At 39.8% G+C, this 21,112-nt stretch carries 15 protein-coding genes and 2 rRNA genes; 5 read left to right on the top strand and 12 right to left on the bottom strand.

All coding sequences use genetic code 11. The features are described 5' to 3' along the window. Positions 1 to 297: 297 nt before the first annotated feature. The 4 genes from lspA to murJ form a co-directional block, all read right to left on the bottom strand. Positions 298 to 807: a signal peptidase II gene (gene lspA / locus L0B53_RS09370; RefSeq protein ID WP_235061800.1), complete on the bottom strand. Its 510-nt coding sequence runs from the start codon at positions 805 to 807 to the stop codon at positions 298 to 300. Further along, complete coding sequence (gene ileS, locus L0B53_RS09365; protein WP_235061799.1) at positions 807 to 3,626, bottom strand: isoleucine--tRNA ligase; 2,820 nt, start codon at positions 3,624 to 3,626, stop codon at positions 807 to 809. The genes lspA and ileS overlap by 1 nt, the downstream gene beginning before the upstream one ends. 40 nt (positions 3,627 to 3,666) lie before the next feature. After that, on the bottom strand, positions 3,667 to 4,596 hold the full coding sequence (ribF, locus tag L0B53_RS09360; protein WP_235061798.1) for a bifunctional riboflavin kinase/FAD synthetase: 930 nt from the start codon (positions 4,594 to 4,596) through the stop codon (positions 3,667 to 3,669). Positions 4,597 to 4,726: 130 nt separating this feature from the next. Continuing rightward, the gene (gene murJ / locus L0B53_RS09355; protein ID WP_260115576.1) at positions 4,727 to 6,286 is read right to left on the bottom strand and encodes a murein biosynthesis integral membrane protein MurJ; all 1,560 of its coding nucleotides are present in this window, start codon (positions 6,284 to 6,286) and stop codon (positions 4,727 to 4,729) included. 209 nt (positions 6,287 to 6,495) lie between these two features. Between murJ and rpsT the strand changes: the two genes are divergently transcribed. After that, positions 6,496 to 6,756: a 30S ribosomal protein S20 gene (gene rpsT / locus L0B53_RS09350; protein WP_235061797.1), complete on the top strand. Its 261-nt coding sequence runs from the start codon at positions 6,496 to 6,498 to the stop codon at positions 6,754 to 6,756. Between the two features lie 286 nt (positions 6,757 to 7,042). Here rpsT and nhaR read toward each other — a convergent pair whose 3' ends face one another. The 5 genes from nhaR to rppH all read right to left on the bottom strand — a co-directional run bounded on the left by nhaR (position 7,043) and on the right by rppH (position 11,946). Continuing rightward, a complete protein-coding gene (nhaR, locus tag L0B53_RS09345) occupies positions 7,043 to 7,933 on the bottom strand; it encodes a transcriptional activator NhaR (protein ID WP_235061796.1) in 891 nt (296 codons plus the stop codon). Positions 7,934 to 8,068: 135 nt separating this feature from the next. Next, positions 8,069 to 9,259: a Na+/H+ antiporter NhaA gene (gene nhaA, locus L0B53_RS09340; protein WP_235061795.1), complete on the bottom strand. Its 1,191-nt coding sequence runs from the start codon at positions 9,257 to 9,259 to the stop codon at positions 8,069 to 8,071. A 233-nt stretch (positions 9,260 to 9,492) separates the two neighbouring features. Beyond that, positions 9,493 to 10,344: a thymidylate synthase gene (locus L0B53_RS09335; RefSeq protein ID WP_235061794.1), complete on the bottom strand. Its 852-nt coding sequence runs from the start codon at positions 10,342 to 10,344 to the stop codon at positions 9,493 to 9,495. A gap of 111 nt (positions 10,345 to 10,455) precedes the next feature. After that, entirely contained in the window at positions 10,456 to 11,250 is a 795-nt protein-coding gene (gene lgt, locus L0B53_RS09330; RefSeq protein WP_235061793.1) for a prolipoprotein diacylglyceryl transferase, read from the bottom strand. A gap of 183 nt (positions 11,251 to 11,433) precedes the next feature. Beyond that, on the bottom strand, positions 11,434 to 11,946 hold the full coding sequence (gene rppH, locus L0B53_RS09325; RefSeq protein WP_235061792.1) for an RNA pyrophosphohydrolase: 513 nt from the start codon (positions 11,944 to 11,946) through the stop codon (positions 11,434 to 11,436). Positions 11,947 to 12,556: 610 nt separating this feature from the next. On the opposite strand from rppH, the gene mutH reads away from it, so the two are divergent. Continuing rightward, complete coding sequence (gene mutH, locus L0B53_RS09320; protein ID WP_235061791.1) at positions 12,557 to 13,249, top strand: DNA mismatch repair endonuclease MutH; 693 nt, start codon at positions 12,557 to 12,559, stop codon at positions 13,247 to 13,249. A 72-nt stretch (positions 13,250 to 13,321) separates the two neighbouring features. After that, the gene (locus tag L0B53_RS09315; RefSeq protein WP_235061790.1) at positions 13,322 to 14,353 is read left to right on the top strand and encodes an NADP(H)-dependent aldo-keto reductase; all 1,032 of its coding nucleotides are present in this window, start codon (positions 13,322 to 13,324) and stop codon (positions 14,351 to 14,353) included. A gap of 108 nt (positions 14,354 to 14,461) precedes the next feature. On the opposite strand, the gene L0B53_RS09310 is transcribed toward L0B53_RS09315, so the two are convergent. Further along, on the bottom strand, positions 14,462 to 15,805 hold the full coding sequence (locus L0B53_RS09310) for a sigma-54 dependent transcriptional regulator (protein ID WP_235061789.1): 1,344 nt from the start codon (positions 15,803 to 15,805) through the stop codon (positions 14,462 to 14,464). 647 nt (positions 15,806 to 16,452) lie between these two features. Between L0B53_RS09310 and L0B53_RS09305 the strand changes: the two genes are divergently transcribed. Both L0B53_RS09305 and L0B53_RS09300 read left to right on the top strand, forming a co-directional pair. Further along, positions 16,453 to 16,734: a hypothetical protein gene (locus tag L0B53_RS09305; RefSeq protein ID WP_235061788.1), complete on the top strand. Its 282-nt coding sequence runs from the start codon at positions 16,453 to 16,455 to the stop codon at positions 16,732 to 16,734. 317 nt (positions 16,735 to 17,051) lie between these two features. Continuing rightward, positions 17,052 to 17,585: a hypothetical protein gene (locus L0B53_RS09300; RefSeq protein WP_235061787.1), complete on the top strand. Its 534-nt coding sequence runs from the start codon at positions 17,052 to 17,054 to the stop codon at positions 17,583 to 17,585. A gap of 254 nt (positions 17,586 to 17,839) precedes the next feature. Here the strand turns inward: L0B53_RS09300 and rrf are convergent. Together rrf and L0B53_RS09290 are read right to left on the bottom strand one after the other, a co-directional pair. Continuing rightward, positions 17,840 to 17,955: ribosomal RNA gene (rrf, locus tag L0B53_RS09295) — 5S ribosomal RNA — on the bottom strand. 149 nt (positions 17,956 to 18,104) lie between these two features. Next, positions 18,105 to 20,999: ribosomal RNA gene (locus L0B53_RS09290) — 23S ribosomal RNA — on the bottom strand. Positions 21,000 to 21,112: the final 113 nt, after the last annotated feature.

The following is a 21,112-nucleotide window of genomic DNA, read 5'->3' as shown; positions in this document are numbered from 1 at the left end:
ACTCTCTCTATTTATTATCTAATCACAAAAATATTTATTAACATTAATTTATACCCCAAATAATTGAAATTGCTAGTAGGCAATAAATCAATGAGATCCCATGAGTATAGGTGTTCTATATGATTGAGGCAAACGAACATAACCTTTACTTTATTCATCTCGGGGCCTAGCAATTTCAAGTTGGAGGGGAATAACAAGCTTATCTATATAATAAAAAAAACGCTACTCGTTATAACGAATAGCGCCTTAATATCTTACTACAATCTAGAGATAGATCCAGCATCTCTCAGGTCGTGATTATTTCTTATCCTTACTCGGAGAAATAAAACCTTCAAGAATTAATAATGCTGCGCCAATACAAATTGCCATATCGGCAATATTGAACGCAGGCCAATGATAACTTCCAGCATAAAAATCCAGAAAATCGATCACAAAGCCATGCACGGTTCGATCATAAAGATTGCCAATTGCTCCACCAATCACTAATGCATAAGCGATATTCGGTAGTTTATCGGTTGCAGGCGTTTTTCTCATCCACCAAAGCAGAAGTACGCAGACTGCCACCGCGATCCCAGTAAAGAACCAACGTTGCCAGCCACCAGCATCACTTAAAAAGCTAAACGCAGCACCGTAATTATGAACATAGGTCAGATTGAAAAAAGGCAGTACCTCAATTCGATTATTCCAACCATAGGTCATGGTATCGAGTACAATCAGTTTGCTGACAAAATCGAGAACAAACGCCAGAATCGCCAGCCAAAGCCAGCGTATTCCAGATTTTTTGATAGAAAGTTGGCTACTGCTCATTAAGCAAATTGGCGAACTTCGCCTTCACCGTCAATGTTACTAGCACAGCGACCACAAATCTCTTCATGCCCAGCAATAGTGCCTACATCAGCAACATGGTGCCAACAACGCTCACACTTCTCAGCTTCAGAAGCAGAGATTGATAACCATAATCCTTCAACTTCAGTTGCTTGACTATTTTCTGGTTGAGCATCAACAGCCACAACGTTTGCTTTTGATGTTAATAATACAAAGCGTAGTTCATCATCAAGTAGTGCCAGTTTTTCTGCTAGCTCTTTCGTTGCATACAGAGTCACTTCAGCTTGTAGTGCTCCACCGATCTCTTTGTTACTACGCGCACTTTCTAATGCTTTATTAACAACACCACGAACCGTTTGAACCTGCTGCCAGAATTCATTGTTCATCGCTTCGTCATTATCTAGACCAAATAGACCTTGATACCACTCGCCCGTAAAGACGAATTCGCCACGTTCACCCGGCATTTCATTCCAGACTTCATCTGCTGTGAATGAAAGAACAGGTGCCATCCAACGAACCATCGCTTCAACAATGTAGTAAAGCGCTGACTGACAACTACGGTGAGCAAGGCTACCTTTCTTCGCCGTATATTGACGATCTTTAATGACATCTAAATAGAAAGAACCCATTTCAATTGAACAGAATTGCATTAACTTCTGAGAAACTTGTAAAAAATTATACTCTTCGTAAGCAGTTACAATATCTTGTTGCAATGCTTCTGCACGACCTACAGCCCAACGATCAAGCACAACCATCTCTTCTGGCGCAACAAGATCAGTCTCTGGATTGAAGCCATTCAGGTTAGCTAATAAGAAACGTGCCGTGTTACGAATACGGCGGTATGAATCGGCACTACGTTTTAAGATCTCATCCGAAACGGTCATTTCACTCGTATAATCGGTAGAAGCAACCCATAAGCGTAGAATATCGCCACCTAGCTTGTTCATCACTTCTTTAGGTGCAATAACATTACCTAAAGATTTAGACATCTTACGACCATTGCCATCTACGGTAAAACCATGAGTCAATACTTGGTTATAAGGTGCTTTATTATTAATCGCAACCGAAGTTAACAATGAAGATTGGAACCAACCACGGTGTTGATCCGATCCTTCGAGGTAAAGGTCAGGTGCATGACCATTAAACTCTTTACGTTGGCCAACCACTGAGTAGTGAGTAGAACCTGAATCAAACCACACATCTAAAGTATCTAATACTTTTTCGTAGCTATCAGCTTCATCACCTAATGCATCTGCAAGATCAAGATCCCACCATGCTTGAATGCCTTTTTCTTCAACACGTTGAGCCACTAATTCAAAGAGCTCTTCAGTGCGAGGATGCAGTTCTTGTGTCTCTTTATGAACAAACAGAGTGATTGGCACACCCCATGTTCTTTGACGAGAGATACACCAATCAGGACGACCATCAACCATCCCTTCGATACGGTTTTGACCCCACTCAGGGATCCATTGTACACGCTTAATTTCATCTAATGCTTTGCTACGTAAGCCCGCTTTCTCCATAGAGATAAACCACTGTGGCGTTGCGCGGAAGATAATTGGCGTCTTATGTCTCCAGCAGTGTGGATAACTGTGCTCATACTCAGCATAATGAAGCAGTGCATCATGCTCTTTTAACACTTCAACCACTAATGGATTGGCTTTAAATACGTGTTGACCTGCAAATAGTTCAGTATCAGGTAAGAATACACCGTTACTGCCTACTGGGTTTGCAATTTCTAAACCGTACTGTTGACCAACCACGAAATCTTCTTGACCATGGCCAGGGGCTGTATGTACACAACCTGTACCTGATTCAGTCGTTACGTGCTCACCTAAAATCACTGGTACGTCGAATGCGTAGAATGGGTGATTAAAGCGCAATAGTTCTAAATCACTGCCTTTACAGAAACCTAATGAACGGTAGTTTTCAATACCTGCACGCGCCATCACTTGAGATGCTAATTCATTCGCAAGAATTAAACGAGATGGTTTATCACCTTCAACCTGAATTAACACATATTCAAGGTCAGCAGCAACGGCAACCGCACGGTTAGCTGGAAGAGTCCATGGTGTTGTTGTCCAGATAACAATTGAGATATCACCTTCACCTTCAGTAGAGCCAAATTTAGCAGCAACATCTTCAGGATTCACTGCGCTAAATTTAACGTCAATTGATGGCGATTTTTTGTCGTAATATTCAACTTCTGCTTCTGCTAGTGCCGAACCACAATCCGTACACCAGTGAACAGGCTTGAAACCTTTATGTAGGTGATCATTCTTAGCAATGTTACCTAGGGCGCGAATAATATTTGCTTCGGTGTTAAAGTCCATTGTTAGGTATGGGTTTCCCCAGTCACCTAATACACCTAGACGCTTGAAACTCTCTTTCTGACCTTCAACTTGCTTTGCTGCGTACTCACGACACTTTTGACGGAACTCAGCGGCTGTCACTTTATGACCAGGCTTACCAACTTTCTTTTCCACCATTAATTCGATTGGTAGACCATGACAGTCCCAACCTGGAATATAAGGTGCATCGAAACCCGATAACGTTTTAGACTTAATAATAATGTCTTTTAAAATTTTATTAACTGAGTGACCAATATGAATATCACCGTTTGCATAAGGAGGGCCATCATGCAAAATAAATGATTTTTGACCTTTTTTCGCATTACGGATTGCACCGTAAAGATCTTGATCGTACCAGCGTTTAAGCATTTCTGGCTCACGCTTGGCTAAGTTGCCTCGCATTGGAAATTTAGTTTCCGGGAGGTTTAAGCTATCTTTATAGTCACTCATTGTTAATTCCGTTCCAAGACGTCTTAGACATTAATAAAATTTAGTGGGAGGAGAGCCAATCTCTAGCTTCCTGTGCATCTTTGACAATTTGATCTTTGAGATCATCGAAAGATGCAAACTTGATTTCGTCACGCAGTTTATAACGCAACTGGACTTCAATTTGTCGACCATAAAGATCTTCATTGAAATCAAAAATATGTACTTCTAACTGTTGGCGTAGACCATTGACGGTAGGTCGACTGCCAATATTGGCGACACCATTAAGAGGCTTGTCACCTAAACCAAGGATATTCACAGCAAATACGCCAGATACTGGAGAAACTCTGCGTTTTAATGGGATATTTGCTGTAGGAAATCCAATGGTTCGCCCAAGCTTTCGTCCATGAGCAATACGACCACTGATACTATAAGTTCGGTCAAGCATCTGTTCAGCTGTCGATAGATCACTATTCGCTAACGCATGACGAATTGCCGTACTGCTAATTCGTTTATCTAATAAACGGAAGCTTTGAGTACTTGCCACCTCAAATCCAAACTGTTCTCCAGCTTGTTTGAGAGTAGAGAAATTACCCGCTCGTTGACGACCAAACTGAAAATCATCACCAACAACTAGAAATTTAACACCCAACCGTTCAACCAACAAGTGTTGAATAAAATCATTTGGTGCCATTTCTGCAAAGTGAGCATTAAAATTGATACAAAGTAAACGTTCAACCCCTAACTTCTCTAACTGAACACATTTATCTCGTAGTCGTGTCAGCCTTGCAGGTGCGCTATTGCCAGCAAAAAACTCACGGGGTTGTGGCTCAAAGATCATCACAACAGCGGGCAAGTTAAGCTCTTTCGCTTTTGCTAAGACTTTTTTTAGTACCTCTTGATGACCTAAATGTACGCCATCAAAATTACCAATTGTCAGTACACAACCTTGATGATAAGGCTGTATGTTGTGAATTCCTCTAATGAGTTCCATAACCCTGCTTGCTGTCAATAATAACCAAACTAACGGATTATATACTTAAATCCTATTAAGTTGCGAGTATCAAGACCATTTGATCTTGTTTTGAGATTAAATATTACTAAAAATAGCGCTTCTATCACAACTAAGCGATTGATTTAAGATGCTTAGTGCGAACACCTAATAATAGAGCGACAAAAATATAACTGATCGCCCCTGCACCAATTAAACCAAAGAGATGCAATGTTCGCTCAAGAAGTGTCCATTCTTGCCAAGCTAAGATGTCAGGCATTAAATAACCAAGTAAACACGCCATTGAAATCCCAGCAATCACCAGACGCAATACAAACAACAAAGTGGTCTTTGATACTTGATAAACATTCGCTAAGTGTAATCCTCGGTACAATAATCCAGCATTGACTAATGCCGAAAGTGACGTGGCCATCGCTAAACCAACATAACCATAAAACCATGCGAAAATAGCGTTAAAAAACATATTAGTGACCATCGCTATAATTCCATATTTTACTGGCGTCTTGGTGTCTTGGCGTGCGTAATAACCAGGGGCTAATACTTTAATCAGCATGAAACTCAATAGACCCGACGCATAAGCAAACAAAGATAACGACGCCGCATTAACATCATGCAAGCCAAACTCACCACGCATAAAAAGAACAATTAACATCGGTTTAGCTAAGATAATTAAACCAATCATTGCTGGAATACCGAGCAACATAATCATTCTTACTCCCCAATCCATGGTTTCTGCAAATTGATTGCCGATCTTCTCTACATGCTTTTTAGAGAGTGTAGGCAAAATTACCGTTGCAATCGCAATACCAAATAAACCCAGAGGAAATTCCAATAAGCGATCAGAATAATAGAGCCAACTGATTGAACCTGTCGCAAGAAAGCTGGCAATAAACGTATCAAACAGTAAGTTAATTTGACTAACAGATACCCCAAATAGTGCAGGGATCATTAATTTTCTGATTTTTACGACACCAGGGTCACTCCATCCCCATTTAGGGCGAACTAGCATACCTTCTCGTTTTAAAAACGGAATTTGAAATAGAAACTGAACTAAACCACCAGCAAAAACACCAATCGCTAATCCAACTTCAGGCTCAGCTAAATACGGAGAGATAAAAATCGCCGCAATTATCGTGGTGATATTGAGAAAAACAGGGGTAAACGAAGAGACCGCAAATTTACCTAAGGTATTTAAGATCGAACCAGAAAGTGCAACAAAAGTGATAAACCAAAGGTACGGGAAGGTGATCTTCAACATAAATGCCGCTAATTCAAATTTTGCACCATCTGGGCCACCATTTAGCCAATCCATGAACCAACCCGCACCAAATAGAGCCGCAAGCACTGGAGAGGCAATCACGCCAATTAAAGTCACAATAGTCACGATGACTCCTAACGTACCTGAGACCTTGGCTATCAATTGTCGAGTCTTATCGATATCACCTTGCGCTTGGTATTCTGTCAGTACAGGAACAAAAGCTTGAGAAAAAGCCCCTTCAGCAAAAAGTCGACGTAAAAAGTTAGGAATTTTATTTGCGAAGAAAAAAACATCCGCAGCGGCTCCTGCGCCAAGTAGGTTTGCAACCACCACATCTCGGACTAAACCTAGCACTCGAGAGACCAATGTCATGGTACTTACAATCAGTCCTGAACGTATCAGACGTTTACTCACAAAAAAACCTCAAAAATAGGGACCAATAAAAGCTTACTTACTTGGTCGAATACTGTTAGAATTGGCCGCTATATTAACCGTGATAGCTCGCAAGTGCCAATTTTGTATCGGCACGGCGGTTATTTGCACAAATAAGTTGACAATTTGTTCAGAAAGAGGCATATTCCTCGGCCTTAAATTGTCACCGAACTAGATTTGGGAGTTAACCCTTGGCAAATATCAAGTCTGCTAAGAAGCGTGCAATCCAATCTGAGAAGCGTCGCCAGCATAATGCAAGCCGCCGCTCTATGATGCGCACTTATATCAAGAAAACTATCGCCGCTATTGCAGCTGGTGATAAAGCAGCTGCAACTTCAGCTTTCGCTGAAATGCAGCCAATCGTGGATCGTATGGCATGTAAAGGCCTACTTCACAAAAACAAAGCTGCACGTTATAAATCACGTCTAGCTGCTAAAATCAGCGCTCTTTAATTTTTTAAAGAATACTGATTTTCTAATAAAAAACCGGCCTCGGCCGGTTTTTTTATATCTGAAATTTGGCAGTCTTATAAAATTTCATCTCAATTCAATATAAAAAGCATAAAAATATTATAGCTTGTCTTCCCTTTTCTACCTGACAAAGCGCTGTCATTTCCACAGTCACCCCTCGCTGCATCTAATATAATTGGCATGACTAGCCAGCTAAAAGTGAGTGAGTTATGCCTCAGCAATAAAAAAACAACCTAACAACTTCAGGTAAAAGCAGAATGAGTATCGATTAATAATGACCAAAAATTGTTGAAAAATTGGCATCATAAATACGTTGAACCGCAGGGTGCTTAATCATTCGCTCCGCAAAAATTAGATAATACTCTTCACTAATCGAAGGAAGTTTGGTCACCAATTGGATATTTGACTTAACAATTAACTCTTCTGCATAAATATCAGGCGCAATAAATAGAGCAGGATAATCCATGGCAAAGGCTTTCATCAATGCCGCATCATCAAACTCCCCCATCACATTGAGTCTCAAACCTTGCTGATCAAAGTATTGATGAATTTTACGTCCCATTGCCGCTCGACGACTAGGAAGTAACACGCTATATAGTTCTAAACATTGAGGGTAGGCAAGTTCTTCACCAACAGAACTAAAAATACTCATTCCACACTCACCTAACTTCTTGCTGAAGAGACCGGCATTTTGCGTCGAGTCAACAGGACAGTCTGAAATAATCATATCTAGTTTATGTTGCGATAATTGCTCTAGGAGTAACTCATGGGTCGATTCGAAGCAACAAATATGGAGGTTGTCTTCCTCTGTCATCGCTTCTTGTAGCACTTTACTGACAAGGCGTTTTGATAAGCCATCAGCTACACCCACTTCTAATAAAATATTATCTCGTTGGCTGTAATTAACAATATCAAGCATCTCATAGCTTAAACCAAACATCTTATCGGCATATTTAAAAACCATCTGTCCTAGTTCAGTGGGTTCGATATTACGTCCAGCTCGTTTGGTTAACTTGCCATTAAAGCGCTCTTCTAGTGCTCTAATTTGCCCTGTAACGGTTTGAGGAGCTAAAAACAGAGCTTCGGCTGCCTTGGTGACGGATCCTTGCTTGCAGACCATCCAGAAGTAGTAGAGGTGATTATAATTGAGATGGGACATAGCTTCCTTTAACAAAAAAAGTCCAGAGTCGCAGATTACTCCGCCACTCTGGACTCATCAATCACTATTTTAATAAATCAGAAAAATAGCGTCTTTTTTTATTAAAGTTACCTGCTTATCAGATAATGTTTGCAGTTAAGCGACTTTCGCAGGCTCTTTAGGCAGTGTCTTATGTAATAAGAAGTAACCAATCACTGCAGCTAACAAGGAACCAATCAAGATACCTAAACGAGAATAGGTGCCAAAATCTGCCGATGCCTGTTCAAATGCTAATGATGAGATAAACATCGACATGGTAAATCCGATACCACACAGTACAGAAACCGCAACAATATGAATAAAGGTAACACCTTCAGGTAATTTCGCCATGCCTGATTTCACCGCTAACCAGCTCGCTAAAGTGATACCGATCGGCTTACCGAATAACAAACCAAAAATAATCCCGAGTGGTAACATTGAGGTTAATCCGCCCATCGAAACGCCTTGTAATGAGACCCCCGCATTAGCAAACGCGAAGATAGGCAGAATAAAATACGCGACATACGGGTGTAGTGCATGTTCCATCGTTTTTAGTGGTGAATACTCTTTATCTTTTTTGCTATCGCCCTTCAGAGGAATAGCGAAACCGATAACAACACCTGCTAATGTTGCATGAACACCTGACTTTAATACACTGACCCAAAGGATAATACCAACCACAACATACCAAGATATCTTAGTTACATCTTTTATGTTCATCCAAAATAGCAGTGCTGTAGCTGCAAACGCAATAACTAATGCCATCACAGAAAGATCACTGCTATAGAAAAGCGCGATAATCACAATTGCGCCTAAATCATCAATAATTGCCAATGCTAATAAAAAGATTTTTAAACTAATTGGCACACGGCTGCCTAATAGCGCCATGATACCTAATGCAAACGCAATATCAGTTGCAGCAGGAATAGCCCAACCGTCACGAGCGATATCGTCACCAAAGTTAAACATTAAGAAAACAAGCGCAGGGATGACCATACCACCAACTGCAGCCACAGCGGGGAAGATTGCTTGTTCTTTGGTTGCTAACGAACCTTCTAACAGCTCTCGTTTAACTTCCAAGCCAATAACAAGGAAGAACACCGCCATTAATCCATCGTTAATCCATAAGATAAGAGGTTTATCGATAACCAACGCGCCAACTCCAACTGTCACTGGCGTGTTTAAAAATCCATGATACAAGCCTTGGAAGGCGGTGTTAGCGAAGACCATTGCAAGAATGGAAGCGATAATCAGCAGAATGCCACCCGCTGATTCTAGCTTTAAAAATTGACGAATAGCGTCCTTCATAAACAAACTCTCTTTCCTAAAATAAATACTCCTAACAATATAATAGGATAGTTGAACTTTAAAAAATCGTTTGTTTAGAAACAAAACCTCGGAAAAACCGAGGAATATGTAGGTATTGTCGTATTATATCCGTGCAATACTCAGTAATAATTGTCAATGAACTCTAAAATACCGAGTATTCACTCTTTTAATTGTAACTATTTAATACTGAGTAATACGTTATATTATTAATATTACACTGAAAAAGGATACTTTATTGGCTCATGATGCTGATAACCTTCAACTTCAAAGTCATTTGTCGTCACCCAAGTCTCAACATCTTCTAATGTTTTAATTTTAGGATTAATCTTGAATGTTGGTAAAGGAAGAGGCTCGCGTGTTAACTGTACATCACGCATCAACGCTAATTGATCTTCATAAATGTGAGCGTTAACTAACTTATGATAGACCTTTCCCGCTTTATGACCGGTAATTTGTGCCATTAATGCTAAAAACACATAACATTGCACTTGATTGAAGTTAATCCCTAATGGAACATCCGCAGAACGTTGAGTGCTATTTAAATAAAGCGTATCACCCAATAATGAGAAGTGATGAGTATGCATACAAGGACGCAAACAACCTAACTCAAACTCTCCTGGATTATAAAATGTAATAATTTCACCACGATCATCAACACCTCGTTTGAGATCATCATAAACTTTCTTTAGTTGATCAAGATGAGTGCCGTCTAATTTCGCCCATGAGCGTCCTTGAACACCATAAACACGCCCCATATCATCTTCACCTTTACGATGCGGGTTATTCAGCCATACCGGATTGTCATTGGCGTTTGCATTCCACGTATTACAGCCTATTGCACGAAATTGCTCTGCATTATCATATCCTCGAAGATAACCTAATAATTCTGCAATCGCTGACTTCCAAAAGCTCTTACGCGTCGTAATAAGAGGAAATTGATTATTTGCGACATTATACTCTAAATCGGCATTAATAACGGTTAAACAGCGTTTACCTGTTCTTTCATTGGTTACCCAAACACCGTTATCTATGATTCGCTGACAAAGATCTAAATACTGTTTCATCTGATATACCTTCGATGATAAATGATAGAAATAAGGAATAAAAAGAAAAAAGAGGCACGAAAATCATCTCATACCTCCATCGTTAATATGATAAAAAAGAGTGTATTTAATTTAAACCGTTTTTCTCTTGTATGCCCACACCAAGATTGCAATACCACCAATCACCATAGGTAAAGATAAAATCTGCCCCATACTAATGAATCCACCGTACAACCCTAATTGAGCATCCGGTTCGCGGAAATACTCAATGATAAATCTAAATGAGCCATAACCGAGTAAAAACAGACCTGATACAGCCCCTAATGGGCGAGGTTTCCGAATAAATAGATTTAAGATCAGCAGTAAAACCACGCCCTCTAAGAAGAATTCATATAACTGCGATGGGTGTCGAGGTAATGGTCCTCCGGTAGGAAAAATCATTCCCCAAGGCATATCCGTTACTCGCCCCCAAAGCTCGCCATTGATAAAGTTACCTAAACGACCTGCACCTAGACCAAATGGAACAAGCGGTGCGATAAAATCAGCAATGGTGAAAAATTTACGGCTGGTTTTTCGACCAAACCATAACATTGCGGTAATAACACCCAATAACCCGCCATGGAATGACATTCCCCCAGTCCAAACTTTAAATAAATAAAGAGGATCAGCTAGAAAAAGATCAAAGTTATAAAAAAGTACATAGCCAACTCGACCACCCACGACGACACCTAAAAAGCCAGCAAACAGTAGATCGCTCACTTCATCACGTGTCCAGCCACTGTTAGGCTTATCTGCTCGACAATTTGCTAACCAAATAGCAAAGGCAAAACCCAATAAATACATCACGCCATACCAATGAATAGCGAGAGGTCCAATAGATATTAATATAGGATCAATAGTTGGAAAGGTTAAAAAGTGTTGTGACATGCCAAATTCCCATTAAGCAAAAAAATAAATTAAGATTGCATATACAATGAACGCTACCTTTAACAATAGAAAAGAGAGTATATTTCAATTCATTACTGTTAAAGATAGCGTATTCATTATATCTATTCGGTCATAAACGAATCAATTGCATAATATATGACAATAACATTGGAAAAAGTTGCACTATTTTTTGCCTTTCGTCTTCCTAAGTTGACGTTCACTAAAAGGCATAGCGACAGAAGCAAACTCTTTCATTGCTCGTCGATAGACATCACGTTTAAATGAGACAACTTGACGTACTGGATACCAAAAGCTTACCCAGCGCCAACCATCAAACTCAGGCGTTTTGCCTCTTTTCATATTAACTTTTGATTCATCACATTCTAAATGGAGTAAGAACCATTTTTGTTTCTGTCCAATACAGACAGGTTTAGAGTCCCAACGGACAAGACGTTTTGGTAATTTATAGCGTAACCAATTACGGCTACTCGCTAAAATTCTCACATCATCTTTTGTTAACCCAACCTCTTCAAACAATTCTCGAAACATGGCTTCTTCAGGAGTTTCTCCATCATCAATGCCACCTTGAGGAAATTGCCAAGAATGCTGTCCATATCTTTTAGCCCAGAATATTTGACCATGATCGTTACAGATAACAATCCCTACATTTGGACGGTAACCATCGCTATCAATCACTGGATTTCCTCGATAGTAAATTTAATTAATCTAATTTTTTCACAGTGCGGCGTTGCGGTAAACCATTAAGCGAAAAAAGTAGCAAAAAGAGAGAAAAAAGAACAAGATCCAATCACCCGATAAATGTTGATTAAATGATCTTGCAAATACAAGTTATTAACAATTATTTTAATAATACAAAAAATTATACACTAAATCTGTGGATATCTTTGTGTGAAAGATCGGGATTTAAGAATATTATGAATAACATTTCATTTTATATTTTTATAAACAATTAAATAAAATTAAAAAAAGCTTATTTATCATTAATTAATCGCCATCAATTCGATATAAAAAGATCTTCTATTGTCCATTTTAGCCTTTAAAATAAGATCGGTTAAAGATCCACCACAAAAGATGTTATCCACATTCAATCTAATTACAATCGATTAAATTTCTAATTTTTGTGTATAAAACCCCATCAAACCTCTGTATGCATGATCAGGTAGTGATTTATGTCACTTTTTCAATCGATTCCTTATACTTTAGTTGTGGATATCTTTAAATGATCCAGACTAGAGGATCCTTTCGAGATAAATTATACTTTCTCTCTCCACTCTAATCCGAAATATTGAAAAGAGAACTGTGCAATGAAGCCATCCCCCCGATTAATGCTCAACAACTCATCGATCGAGCAGAAGGTATCGCTGGTCTTACTTTTGGTGAATTAGCAGCAATCAACAAAATACCAGTGCCTAATGATTTAAAGCGAGATAAAGGTTGGGTTGGTCAACTAATAGAGTGGCATTTAGGCGCTTATGCTGGAAGTCGTGCTGAACCAGATTTTCCGCATTTAGGCATTGAACTAAAAACGATCCCGATTGATCATAACGGCAAGCCCTTAGAAACAACATTTGTTGCCGTTGCCCCTTTAGTGAGTCTTCATGGTTTAACTTGGAAAAACAGTTACGTAAAGAAAAAGTTATCACACGTGCTTTGGGTGCCAATTGAAGGTATTAGGGAGATCCCATTAGCAGATCGACGAGTTGGGATGCCTTTTCTCTGGTCACCGAACACAGAACAGGCGTTCGCGCTACAACAAGATTGGGAAGAACTCGTTGATATGATTGTATTAGGCCGAGTTGAATCAATTACAGCTCGCATGGGAGAGTACTTACAAATCCGCCCTAAAGCGGCCAATAGTAAAGCATTAACAGAAGCTTATGGTATCAACGGAGAATCAATAAAAACACTTCCTAGAGGATTTTACCTAAAAACTCGATTCACACACCAAATTTTAAAAGATCATTTTGATCTAATTTAGTGCTATTATCGTTAATATAATTAAAGGAATGATAATTAATAAGATTTAATCTAGTTTAGAAAAGGAGCTTAAATGAAATATCAAACTTTGGCAGGAACACAGTTAAATGTTAGTAAAATCTGTTTAGGCACCATGACCTACGGTGAGCAAAATAGTGAAAAAGAGGCTCATCAACAATTAGATTTTGCAATAGAAAAAGGGATCAACTTCATCGATACAGCCGAAATGTATCCTGTTCCTCCAAAACAAGAAACTCAAGGTTTAACTGAGCAATATATTGGTAGTTGGCTGAAAAAATCAAGAATGCGTGAAAAAGTGGTGTTAGCAACCAAAGTTGCAGGTCCACAACGTAACCCTTATATTCGTGAGAATATGGCTCTTGATCATAGAAATATTAATGATGCGATTAATGATAGCCTTCAACGTCTACAAACAGATTATATCGATCTGTATCAACTTCATTGGCCACAACGTGAAACAAATTGCTTTGGAAAATTAAACTATCAATACAGTGATGAAGCGTCAGATGTCTCTTTATTGGATACTCTAGAAGTGTTAGATCAACTAGTTAAAGCAGGAAAAATCCGTCACATTGGTGTATCAAATGAGACACCATGGGGATTAATGAGTTATTTAGCACTCGCTGAAAAGCATAATTTACCAAAAATGGTTTCCATACAAAATCCATACAGTTTATTAAACCGCAGTTTTGAAATTGGTCTTGCAGAAATTAGTCAACATGAAGAGATCGGCCTACTCGCTTACTCGCCAATGGCATTTGGTGCACTCTCAGGAAAGTATATCAATCAACAACCTGCAGATGCTCGTTGTACGCTTTATCCTAGATTCTCACGCTACTTTAATGAACAAGGGAAAAAAGCAACGGAAGCTTATGTTAATTTAGCTCGAGAGTTCAATATCTCTCCTGCTCAAATGTCTTTAGCCTTTGTCAATCAACGCCCCTTTGTTGCTTCAAATATTATAGGCGCCACAACAATGGCGCAACTGGACGAGAATATTGAAAGTATCAATCTAACACTCTCTGATGAGTTAATGAGTGAGATTGAAAAGATTGGTGTAGAGTTTTCAAATCCTTGCCCTTAGCCACCAAGTTTGACCACCTTAGATCTTATTAGGCGCTATTTTATTTGCTTCAATAAAATAGCGCCTTCAAGTATGAATGAATATTAATGCTATCAATAATGATTAATGTTAAATACTCACTTTTTTAAACACGTCATTAGATTCTGTAATTAATTGATGCTTATTCAATAGTCTATACATTGTCGCTCGAGAAACACCTAGCTCTTTAGCTGCAGCAGACACTTGACCATCATGAGACTCAAGTACCGATATTAATGCATTTCTTTCAGTATCTTCTCTTATATCTCGCAAACTTAGCCTTGCTTCAGGTTGAGAAGGAAGATCTAAATGCCAACTTTCAATCATATTACCATCAGCCAATAAGACGGCTTGTTTAATTTGATTGACTAACTCTCTAACATTCCCAGGCCAAAGATGAATCATCAATTTCTGCTTCGCATCTTCTGTAAAATAACGTGCTTGAGTATTATATTGTTGGGAAAATTTAAACAGATAGTGCTCTGCTAATAACATAATATCCGAATTCCTCTCACGCAGTGTTGGCACCTTTATTCTTAAAACATTTAAACGATAGTAGAGATCTTCACGGAACCGCTTTTCGACCGTCAATTTGGCTAAATCAAAATGAGTTGCAGCAATAATACGGATATCAATAGGCTCTTTCTGTTGATGATGATGATCAATTGAACGATCTTGTAAAATCTGAAGTAAATGAGCTTGTTGCGAATAAGTTAAGTCCGCAATCTCATCAATAAATAACGAGCCATTATTGGCTAATTTAATCGCTTGATCGAGAGTTTCATTACTCTCTAATTGGTAACTGTGCTTAAATGATCGCTGACGACAGTTTAGAGTGATGAATGGGGCTTTATTCCTTACCGAATTTTTATGGATAGCACGAGCTACCAATTCTTTTCCTGTCCCGCTTTCTCCTAAAATTAAAACTGAAACATCCGTTGGAGCGACTCTTCGAATTTGATCTTTCACTTTTCTAATCACAACCGAATTACCTAAAATACCTAAGTCATGATGAACATCAATTTGTGGCCAGATTTTACATTTCAGCTCGAGCATGGCTAGTTGATGCCCAATCGAACTCAATAATAAGGAATCAGCAACAGGATGAACAAAATAATCGACACAGAAATTGACAATAAACTGGCAGACAGCATCAGATTTAAGCTGCTCCTGACGAATTAGAGCCAACCAGCGAACTTGACGGTGGCCATGAGCTAATTTAGCCATTCCATCAATACTGAAGTCGTCATGGCTCATATCCATAATACCAATGCAAGAGCCAACCTCATTAAAAAAAGCTTGTGCCGCTCTTAAATCATAACAGCGATGATAAGACCAACCAGTTTGATCTAATAACGTTAACCAAGGTTCATAGACACCACCCACAATAATTAATGGTCGAGTATAACGTGAGCCAGTTTTTTTAACGTTCATTTATAGACACCTATATATTCAGCCTTATTTAATAATAATAATTAAAATCAAATAAGAATCTTCAAGAAAAGTAATTAAACAAAATAAGTTAATTCCTATTTTTAAGGATTCTCAAAAACAGGTCATATTTATACTTACATGCTATAGGTAAATAATAAATTATCAATAATGAAACACTCAGCGGCTAGTTAAATAATATTTAATAAAAATCCACCATGAAATTTAAAATAAACTATTATTAATATTTCATTGATAGTTAACTATCATTGAATACTTTTGTAACTGTTGCCCTGTTTATTATTAGTGAAGCATTTAAATAGAAATAATAATTAAACATTCAATCATTTGGTATAAGTTAACTTTTAAATATAAATAATCTTTAATAAGAGGTCTTATTTAAGGAGTAAGGAAAATGAAAATAACCTACTTAATTCCATTATGTTTGCTCATTGCTATAACTGGTTGTCGTGATACCTCCTCATATCACCCCTGATCCTGATGGTTAAGGTAAACGAACTATCGAAGGTGTAGACAGCAATAACAATAGATTTCGTGATGATGTAGAACATAAGGTTTATCGCTTATTCCCTGATAATCCTGAGTATCAAGAGAATTTAAATTTAGCGAGTGTTATTGAGACTAGACTAATGCTAGCTGGCGAGAGTGGTAATATTAATGCTGGGCTAAAAGCAATTGAATACTTAAATCATTCATATGCATGTATTCATCAAGTAATTTTTAATAATGACTTTGGTACAATAAGGAATGGTTATAATATAAATGATATATATATTAAAATTGATCTTTTTAATTATGACACGAGTAAACGTCGTAATGCATTAGATAAATTTGGTGAAATGATCAGTGGCCAAGTTATCAGTACTATTTCTAAGGAGGATGCATGCGAGCTTATCAAAAAAAGTATGTAGTATGGCCTTTAAATGCCAACCACATCGATAATAGGAAGTTTTCTCTACTTTATCACTCTATTTATATTTATAACCTCACTCTGCCTTTCTATCTTATTTTAATTAATTATTTATTTAATCTTAAAAAATACTATTAATTAACTAACTGCCACCTTGCTTCAGGTTATTTATTGAACAATATGTAATCTACGCTTACTCAATAAGATCTATTTATTTGTATCAACTTACAGCTATATACAGCCATCATCAGAAACCGAAAAGGTGCATATAACAAGAAAATTTATTTTTAAGATCATTAATTAATAAGGAATATTAATATGAAAAAAATCAAAACGACTCTCCTCATTACTTTGCTCATCATACTGTCTGGTTGTCGTGATAGTGGAGGCTTTTATCCTGATTACCTTCCTCCCGATCCCGGAGAAGCAGGAAAAGCAGCACTTGAAGGAGTAGACAGTAATAACAATGGATTCCGTGATGATATAGAAAGAGCAGCTTATCGCCTATTTCCTGATAATCAGGATTATCAAAAAGCAATTAATTTAGCGAGCGTCATTGATACACGATTAATGCTTGCTGGTGAAAAAGGTGATTTTAACGAGGCTTTTCAACTGATTGAGTATTTCTTTCACGCTAAAACATGTGTAAGTAAAACTATTTTTAATCTTAATATTGATAAAAAAGTTAATGACTTAAACTTTGTAGATATTTTAGATTTTATAAAAAAAGAGAATTACAACACTTACCAAAGAAGAAAAGCATTAGACAAATTTGGCGAGCTGATGGATGGGCAACAATTAGGGGTTATAGTTAAGGAGGATGCATGCGAATTAATCGAAAAAAGTATGTAGTTCTATTTATCACATTTATCTGAAATAAAAAACTGACACAATAATGAATATTACATAAGGTTTAATTAAAAATGAAATATCAAAGAAAAATTAATTGGTACGGCAGTAAAACATTATTTTTTATAGCGATAAAAATACTTATTTTAATAAATACCCAAACGCAAAAAACCCAGCCAAAGGCTGGGTTCTTTACTGTCTGCATAAGCAGAACTGGTTTGCTTTCAGATATCTAAAATCTGAAGACATAAAGCGAAGCCTGGCGATGACCTACTCTCACATGGGGAGACCCCACACTACCATCGGCGCGATTGTGTTTCACTTCTGAGTTCGGAATGGAGTCAGGTGGGTCCACAATGCTATGGTCGCCAAGCAAATTTTGTTGTTAACCGCGAATATTCGCGTTTAACGAAATTTGGAAAGTCTGATAATTCGTAATAATGTTCTCAATACTTCATTCAAGTATCTTTTGACTCATCGAGTCGTATTCTTTTGAGTCCATCAAAACCCTTTGGGTGTTGTATGGTTAAGCCTCACGGGCAATTAGTACAGGTTAGCTCAACGTATCGCTACGCTTACACACCCTGCCTATCAACGTTCTAGTCTCGAACAACCCTTTAGGACACTTATAGTGCCAGGGAAGACTCATCTCAGGGCTCGCTTCCCGCTTAGATGCTTTCAGCGGTTATCGATTCCGAACTTAGCTACCGGGCAATGCCATTGGCATGACAACCCGAACACCAGTGGTTCGTCCACTCCGGTCCTCTCGTACTAGGAGCAGCCCCCTTCAATCTTCCAACGCCCACGGCAGATAGGGACCGAACTGTCTCACGACGTTCTAAACCCAGCTCGCGTACCACTTTAAATGGCGAACAGCCATACCCTTGGGACCGACTTCAGCCCCAGGATGTGATGAGCCGACATCGAGGTGCCAAACACCGCCGTCGATATGAACTCTTGGGCGGTATCAGCCTGTTATCCCCGGAGTACCTTTTATCCGTTGAGCGATGGCCCTTCCATTCAGAACCACCGGATCACTATGACCTGCTTTCGCACCTGCTCGAATTGTCATTCTCGCAGTCAAGCGGGCTTATGCCATTGCACTAACCTCACGATGTCCGACCGTGATTAGCCCACCTTCGTGCTCCTCCGTTACTCTTTGGGAGGAGACCGCCCCAGTCAAACTACCCACCAGGCACTGTCCGCAACCCCGATTAGGGGCCAACGTTAGAACATCAAGCATACAAGGGTGGTATTTCAAGGTTGACTCCACCGCATCTGGCGACGCGGTTTCAAAGTCTCCCACCTATCCTACACATGTAGGGTCAATGTTCAGTGCCAAGCTGTAGTAAAGGTTCACGGGGTCTTTCCGTCTAGCCGCGGGTACACAGCATCTTCACTGCGATTTCAATTTCACTGAGTCTCGGGTGGAGACAGCGTGGCCATCATTACGCCATTCGTGCAGGTCGGAACTTACCCGACAAGGAATTTCGCTACCTTAGGACCGTTATAGTTACGGCCGCCGTTTACCGGGGCTTCGATCAAGAGCTTCTCCGAAGATAACCCCATCAATTAACCTTCCGGCACCGGGCAGGCGTCACACCGTATACGTCATCTTTCGATTTTGCACAGTGCTGTGTTTTTAATAAACAGTTGCAGCCACCTGGTATCTGCGACTGCCAGCAGCTTAGGGAGCAAGTCCCATCACCGCCGGCAGCGTACCTTCTCCCGAAGTTACGGTACCATTTTGCCTAGTTCCTTCACCCGAGTTCTCTCAAGCGCCTTGGTATTCTCTACCCGACCACCTGTGTCGGTTTGGGGTACGATTTCTTACGACCTGAAGCTTAGAGGCTTTTCCTGGAAGCATGGCATCAATGACTTCACTACCTTAGTAGCTCGACATCGTGTCTCAGCGTTAAAAAAGGTCCGGATTTACCTAAACCTTCCGCCTACGCACTTGAACCTGGATAACCATCACCAGGCCCACCTAGCCTTCTCCGTCCCCCCATCGCAGTCGTAAAAAGTACGGGAATATTAACCCGTTTCCCATCGATTACGCTTCTCAGCCTCATCTTAGGGGTCGACTCACCCTGCCCCGATTAACGTTGGACAGGAACCCTTGGTCTTCCGGCGAGGGGGCTTTTCACCCCCTTTATCGTTACTCATGTCAGCATTCGCACTTCTGATACGTCCAGCATACCTCTCGATACACCTTCAACCGCTTACAGAACGCTCCCCTACCCAATATAGCAAGCTATATTGCCGTAGCTTCGGTGTGTGATTTAGCCCCGTTACATCTTCCGCGCAGGCCGACTCGACCAGTGAGCTATTACGCTTTCTTTAAATGATGGCTGCTTCTAAGCCAACATCCTGGCTGTCTGAGCCTTCCCACATCGTTTCCCACTTAATCACAACTTTGGGACCTTAGCTGACGGTCTGGGTTGTTTCCCTCTCCACGACGGACGTTAGCACCCGCCGTGTGTCTCCCGGATATTACTTACTGGTATTCGGAGTTTGCAAAGGGTTGGTAAGTCGGGATGACCCCCTAGCCTTAACAGTGCTCTACCCCCAGTAGTATTCGTCCGAGGCGCTACCTAAATAGCTTTCGGGGAGAACCAGCTATCTCCGAGTTTGATTGGCCTTTCACCCCTAGCCACAAGTCATCCGCTAATTTTTCAACATTAGTCGGTTCGGTCCTCCAGTTGATGTTACTCAACCTTCAACCTGCCCATGGCTAGATCACTCGGTTTCGGGTCTATATCCAGAGACTGTGTCGCCCAGTTAAGACTCGGTTTCCCTACGGCTCCCCTAAACGGTTAACCTTGCCACTGAATATAAGTCGCTGACCCATTATACAAAAGGTACGCAGTCACCCCATAAAAGAGGCTCCCACTGCTTGTACGTATACGGTTTCAGGTTCTATTTCACTCCCCTCACAGGGGTTCTTTTCGCCTTTCCCTCACGGTACTGGTTCACTATCGGTCAGTCAGGAGTATTTAGCCTTGGAGGATGGTCCCCCCATGTTCAGACAGGATACCACGTGTCCCGTCCTACTCGATTTCACTTAATTAGACTCTTCGGCTACGGGGCTATCACCCTCTATCGCCACGCTTTCCAGCGTGTTCACCTAACTCTAACTATGCTTAAGGGCTAATCCGAGTTCGCTCGCCGCTACTGTCGGAATCTCAATTGATTTCTTTTCCTTCGGGTACTTAGATGTTTCAGTTCCCCGAGTTTGCCTCCTATAGCTATGAATTCACTATAGGATACCTAGCTTATGCTAAGTGGGTTTCCCCATTCGGACATGGTTGGTTAATAACGCTTCTTACCAGCTCACCAACCCTTTTCGCAGGTTAGCACGTCCTTCATCGCCTCTGACTGCCAAGGCATCCACCGTATACGCTTAGTCACTTAACCATACAACCCGAAAGGGTCTTATGTATGTTCAAACAACCAGGTTTTTGATTGTTGATAATCAACAGGGTAATGTTAATTATCGTTTGCCGGACTCAATATAGAATTAACATCAA

This window comes from Vibrio sp. SS-MA-C1-2, from assembly GCF_021513135.1.
GTDB lineage: Bacteria > Pseudomonadota > Gammaproteobacteria > Enterobacterales > Vibrionaceae.
Note: the sequence above shows the minus strand (reverse complement) of the source record. Positions and strands in the feature narration are given on the sequence as shown.

What these genes read in the sequence shown, in the direction of transcription:
- lspA (WP_235061800.1), bottom strand. Translation starts at nt 807, where the DNA reads ATGAGCAGTAGCCAACTTTCTATCAAAAAATCTGGAATACGCTGGCTT.
- ileS (WP_235061799.1), bottom strand. Translation starts at nt 3,626, where the DNA reads ATGAGTGACTATAAAGATAGCTTAAACCTCCCGGAAACTAAATTTCCA.
- ribF (WP_235061798.1), bottom strand. Translation starts at nt 4,596, where the DNA reads ATGGAACTCATTAGAGGAATTCACAACATACAGCCTTATCATCAAGGT.
- nhaR (WP_235061796.1), bottom strand. Translation starts at nt 7,933, where the DNA reads ATGTCCCATCTCAATTATAATCACCTCTACTACTTCTGGATGGTCTGC.
- nhaA (WP_235061795.1), bottom strand. Translation starts at nt 9,259, where the DNA reads ATGAAGGACGCTATTCGTCAATTTTTAAAGCTAGAATCAGCGGGTGGC.
- L0B53_RS09335 (WP_235061794.1), bottom strand. Translation starts at nt 10,344, where the DNA reads ATGAAACAGTATTTAGATCTTTGTCAGCGAATCATAGATAACGGTGTT.
- lgt (WP_235061793.1), bottom strand. Translation starts at nt 11,250, where the DNA reads ATGTCACAACACTTTTTAACCTTTCCAACTATTGATCCTATATTAATA.
- L0B53_RS09315 (WP_235061790.1), top strand. Translation starts at nt 13,322, where the DNA reads ATGAAATATCAAACTTTGGCAGGAACACAGTTAAATGTTAGTAAAATC.
- L0B53_RS09310 (WP_235061789.1), bottom strand. Translation starts at nt 15,805, where the DNA reads ATGAACGTTAAAAAAACTGGCTCACGTTATACTCGACCATTAATTATT.
- L0B53_RS09305 (WP_235061788.1), top strand. Translation starts at nt 16,453, where the DNA reads ATGCTAGCTGGCGAGAGTGGTAATATTAATGCTGGGCTAAAAGCAATT.
- L0B53_RS09300 (WP_235061787.1), top strand. Translation starts at nt 17,052, where the DNA reads ATGAAAAAAATCAAAACGACTCTCCTCATTACTTTGCTCATCATACTG.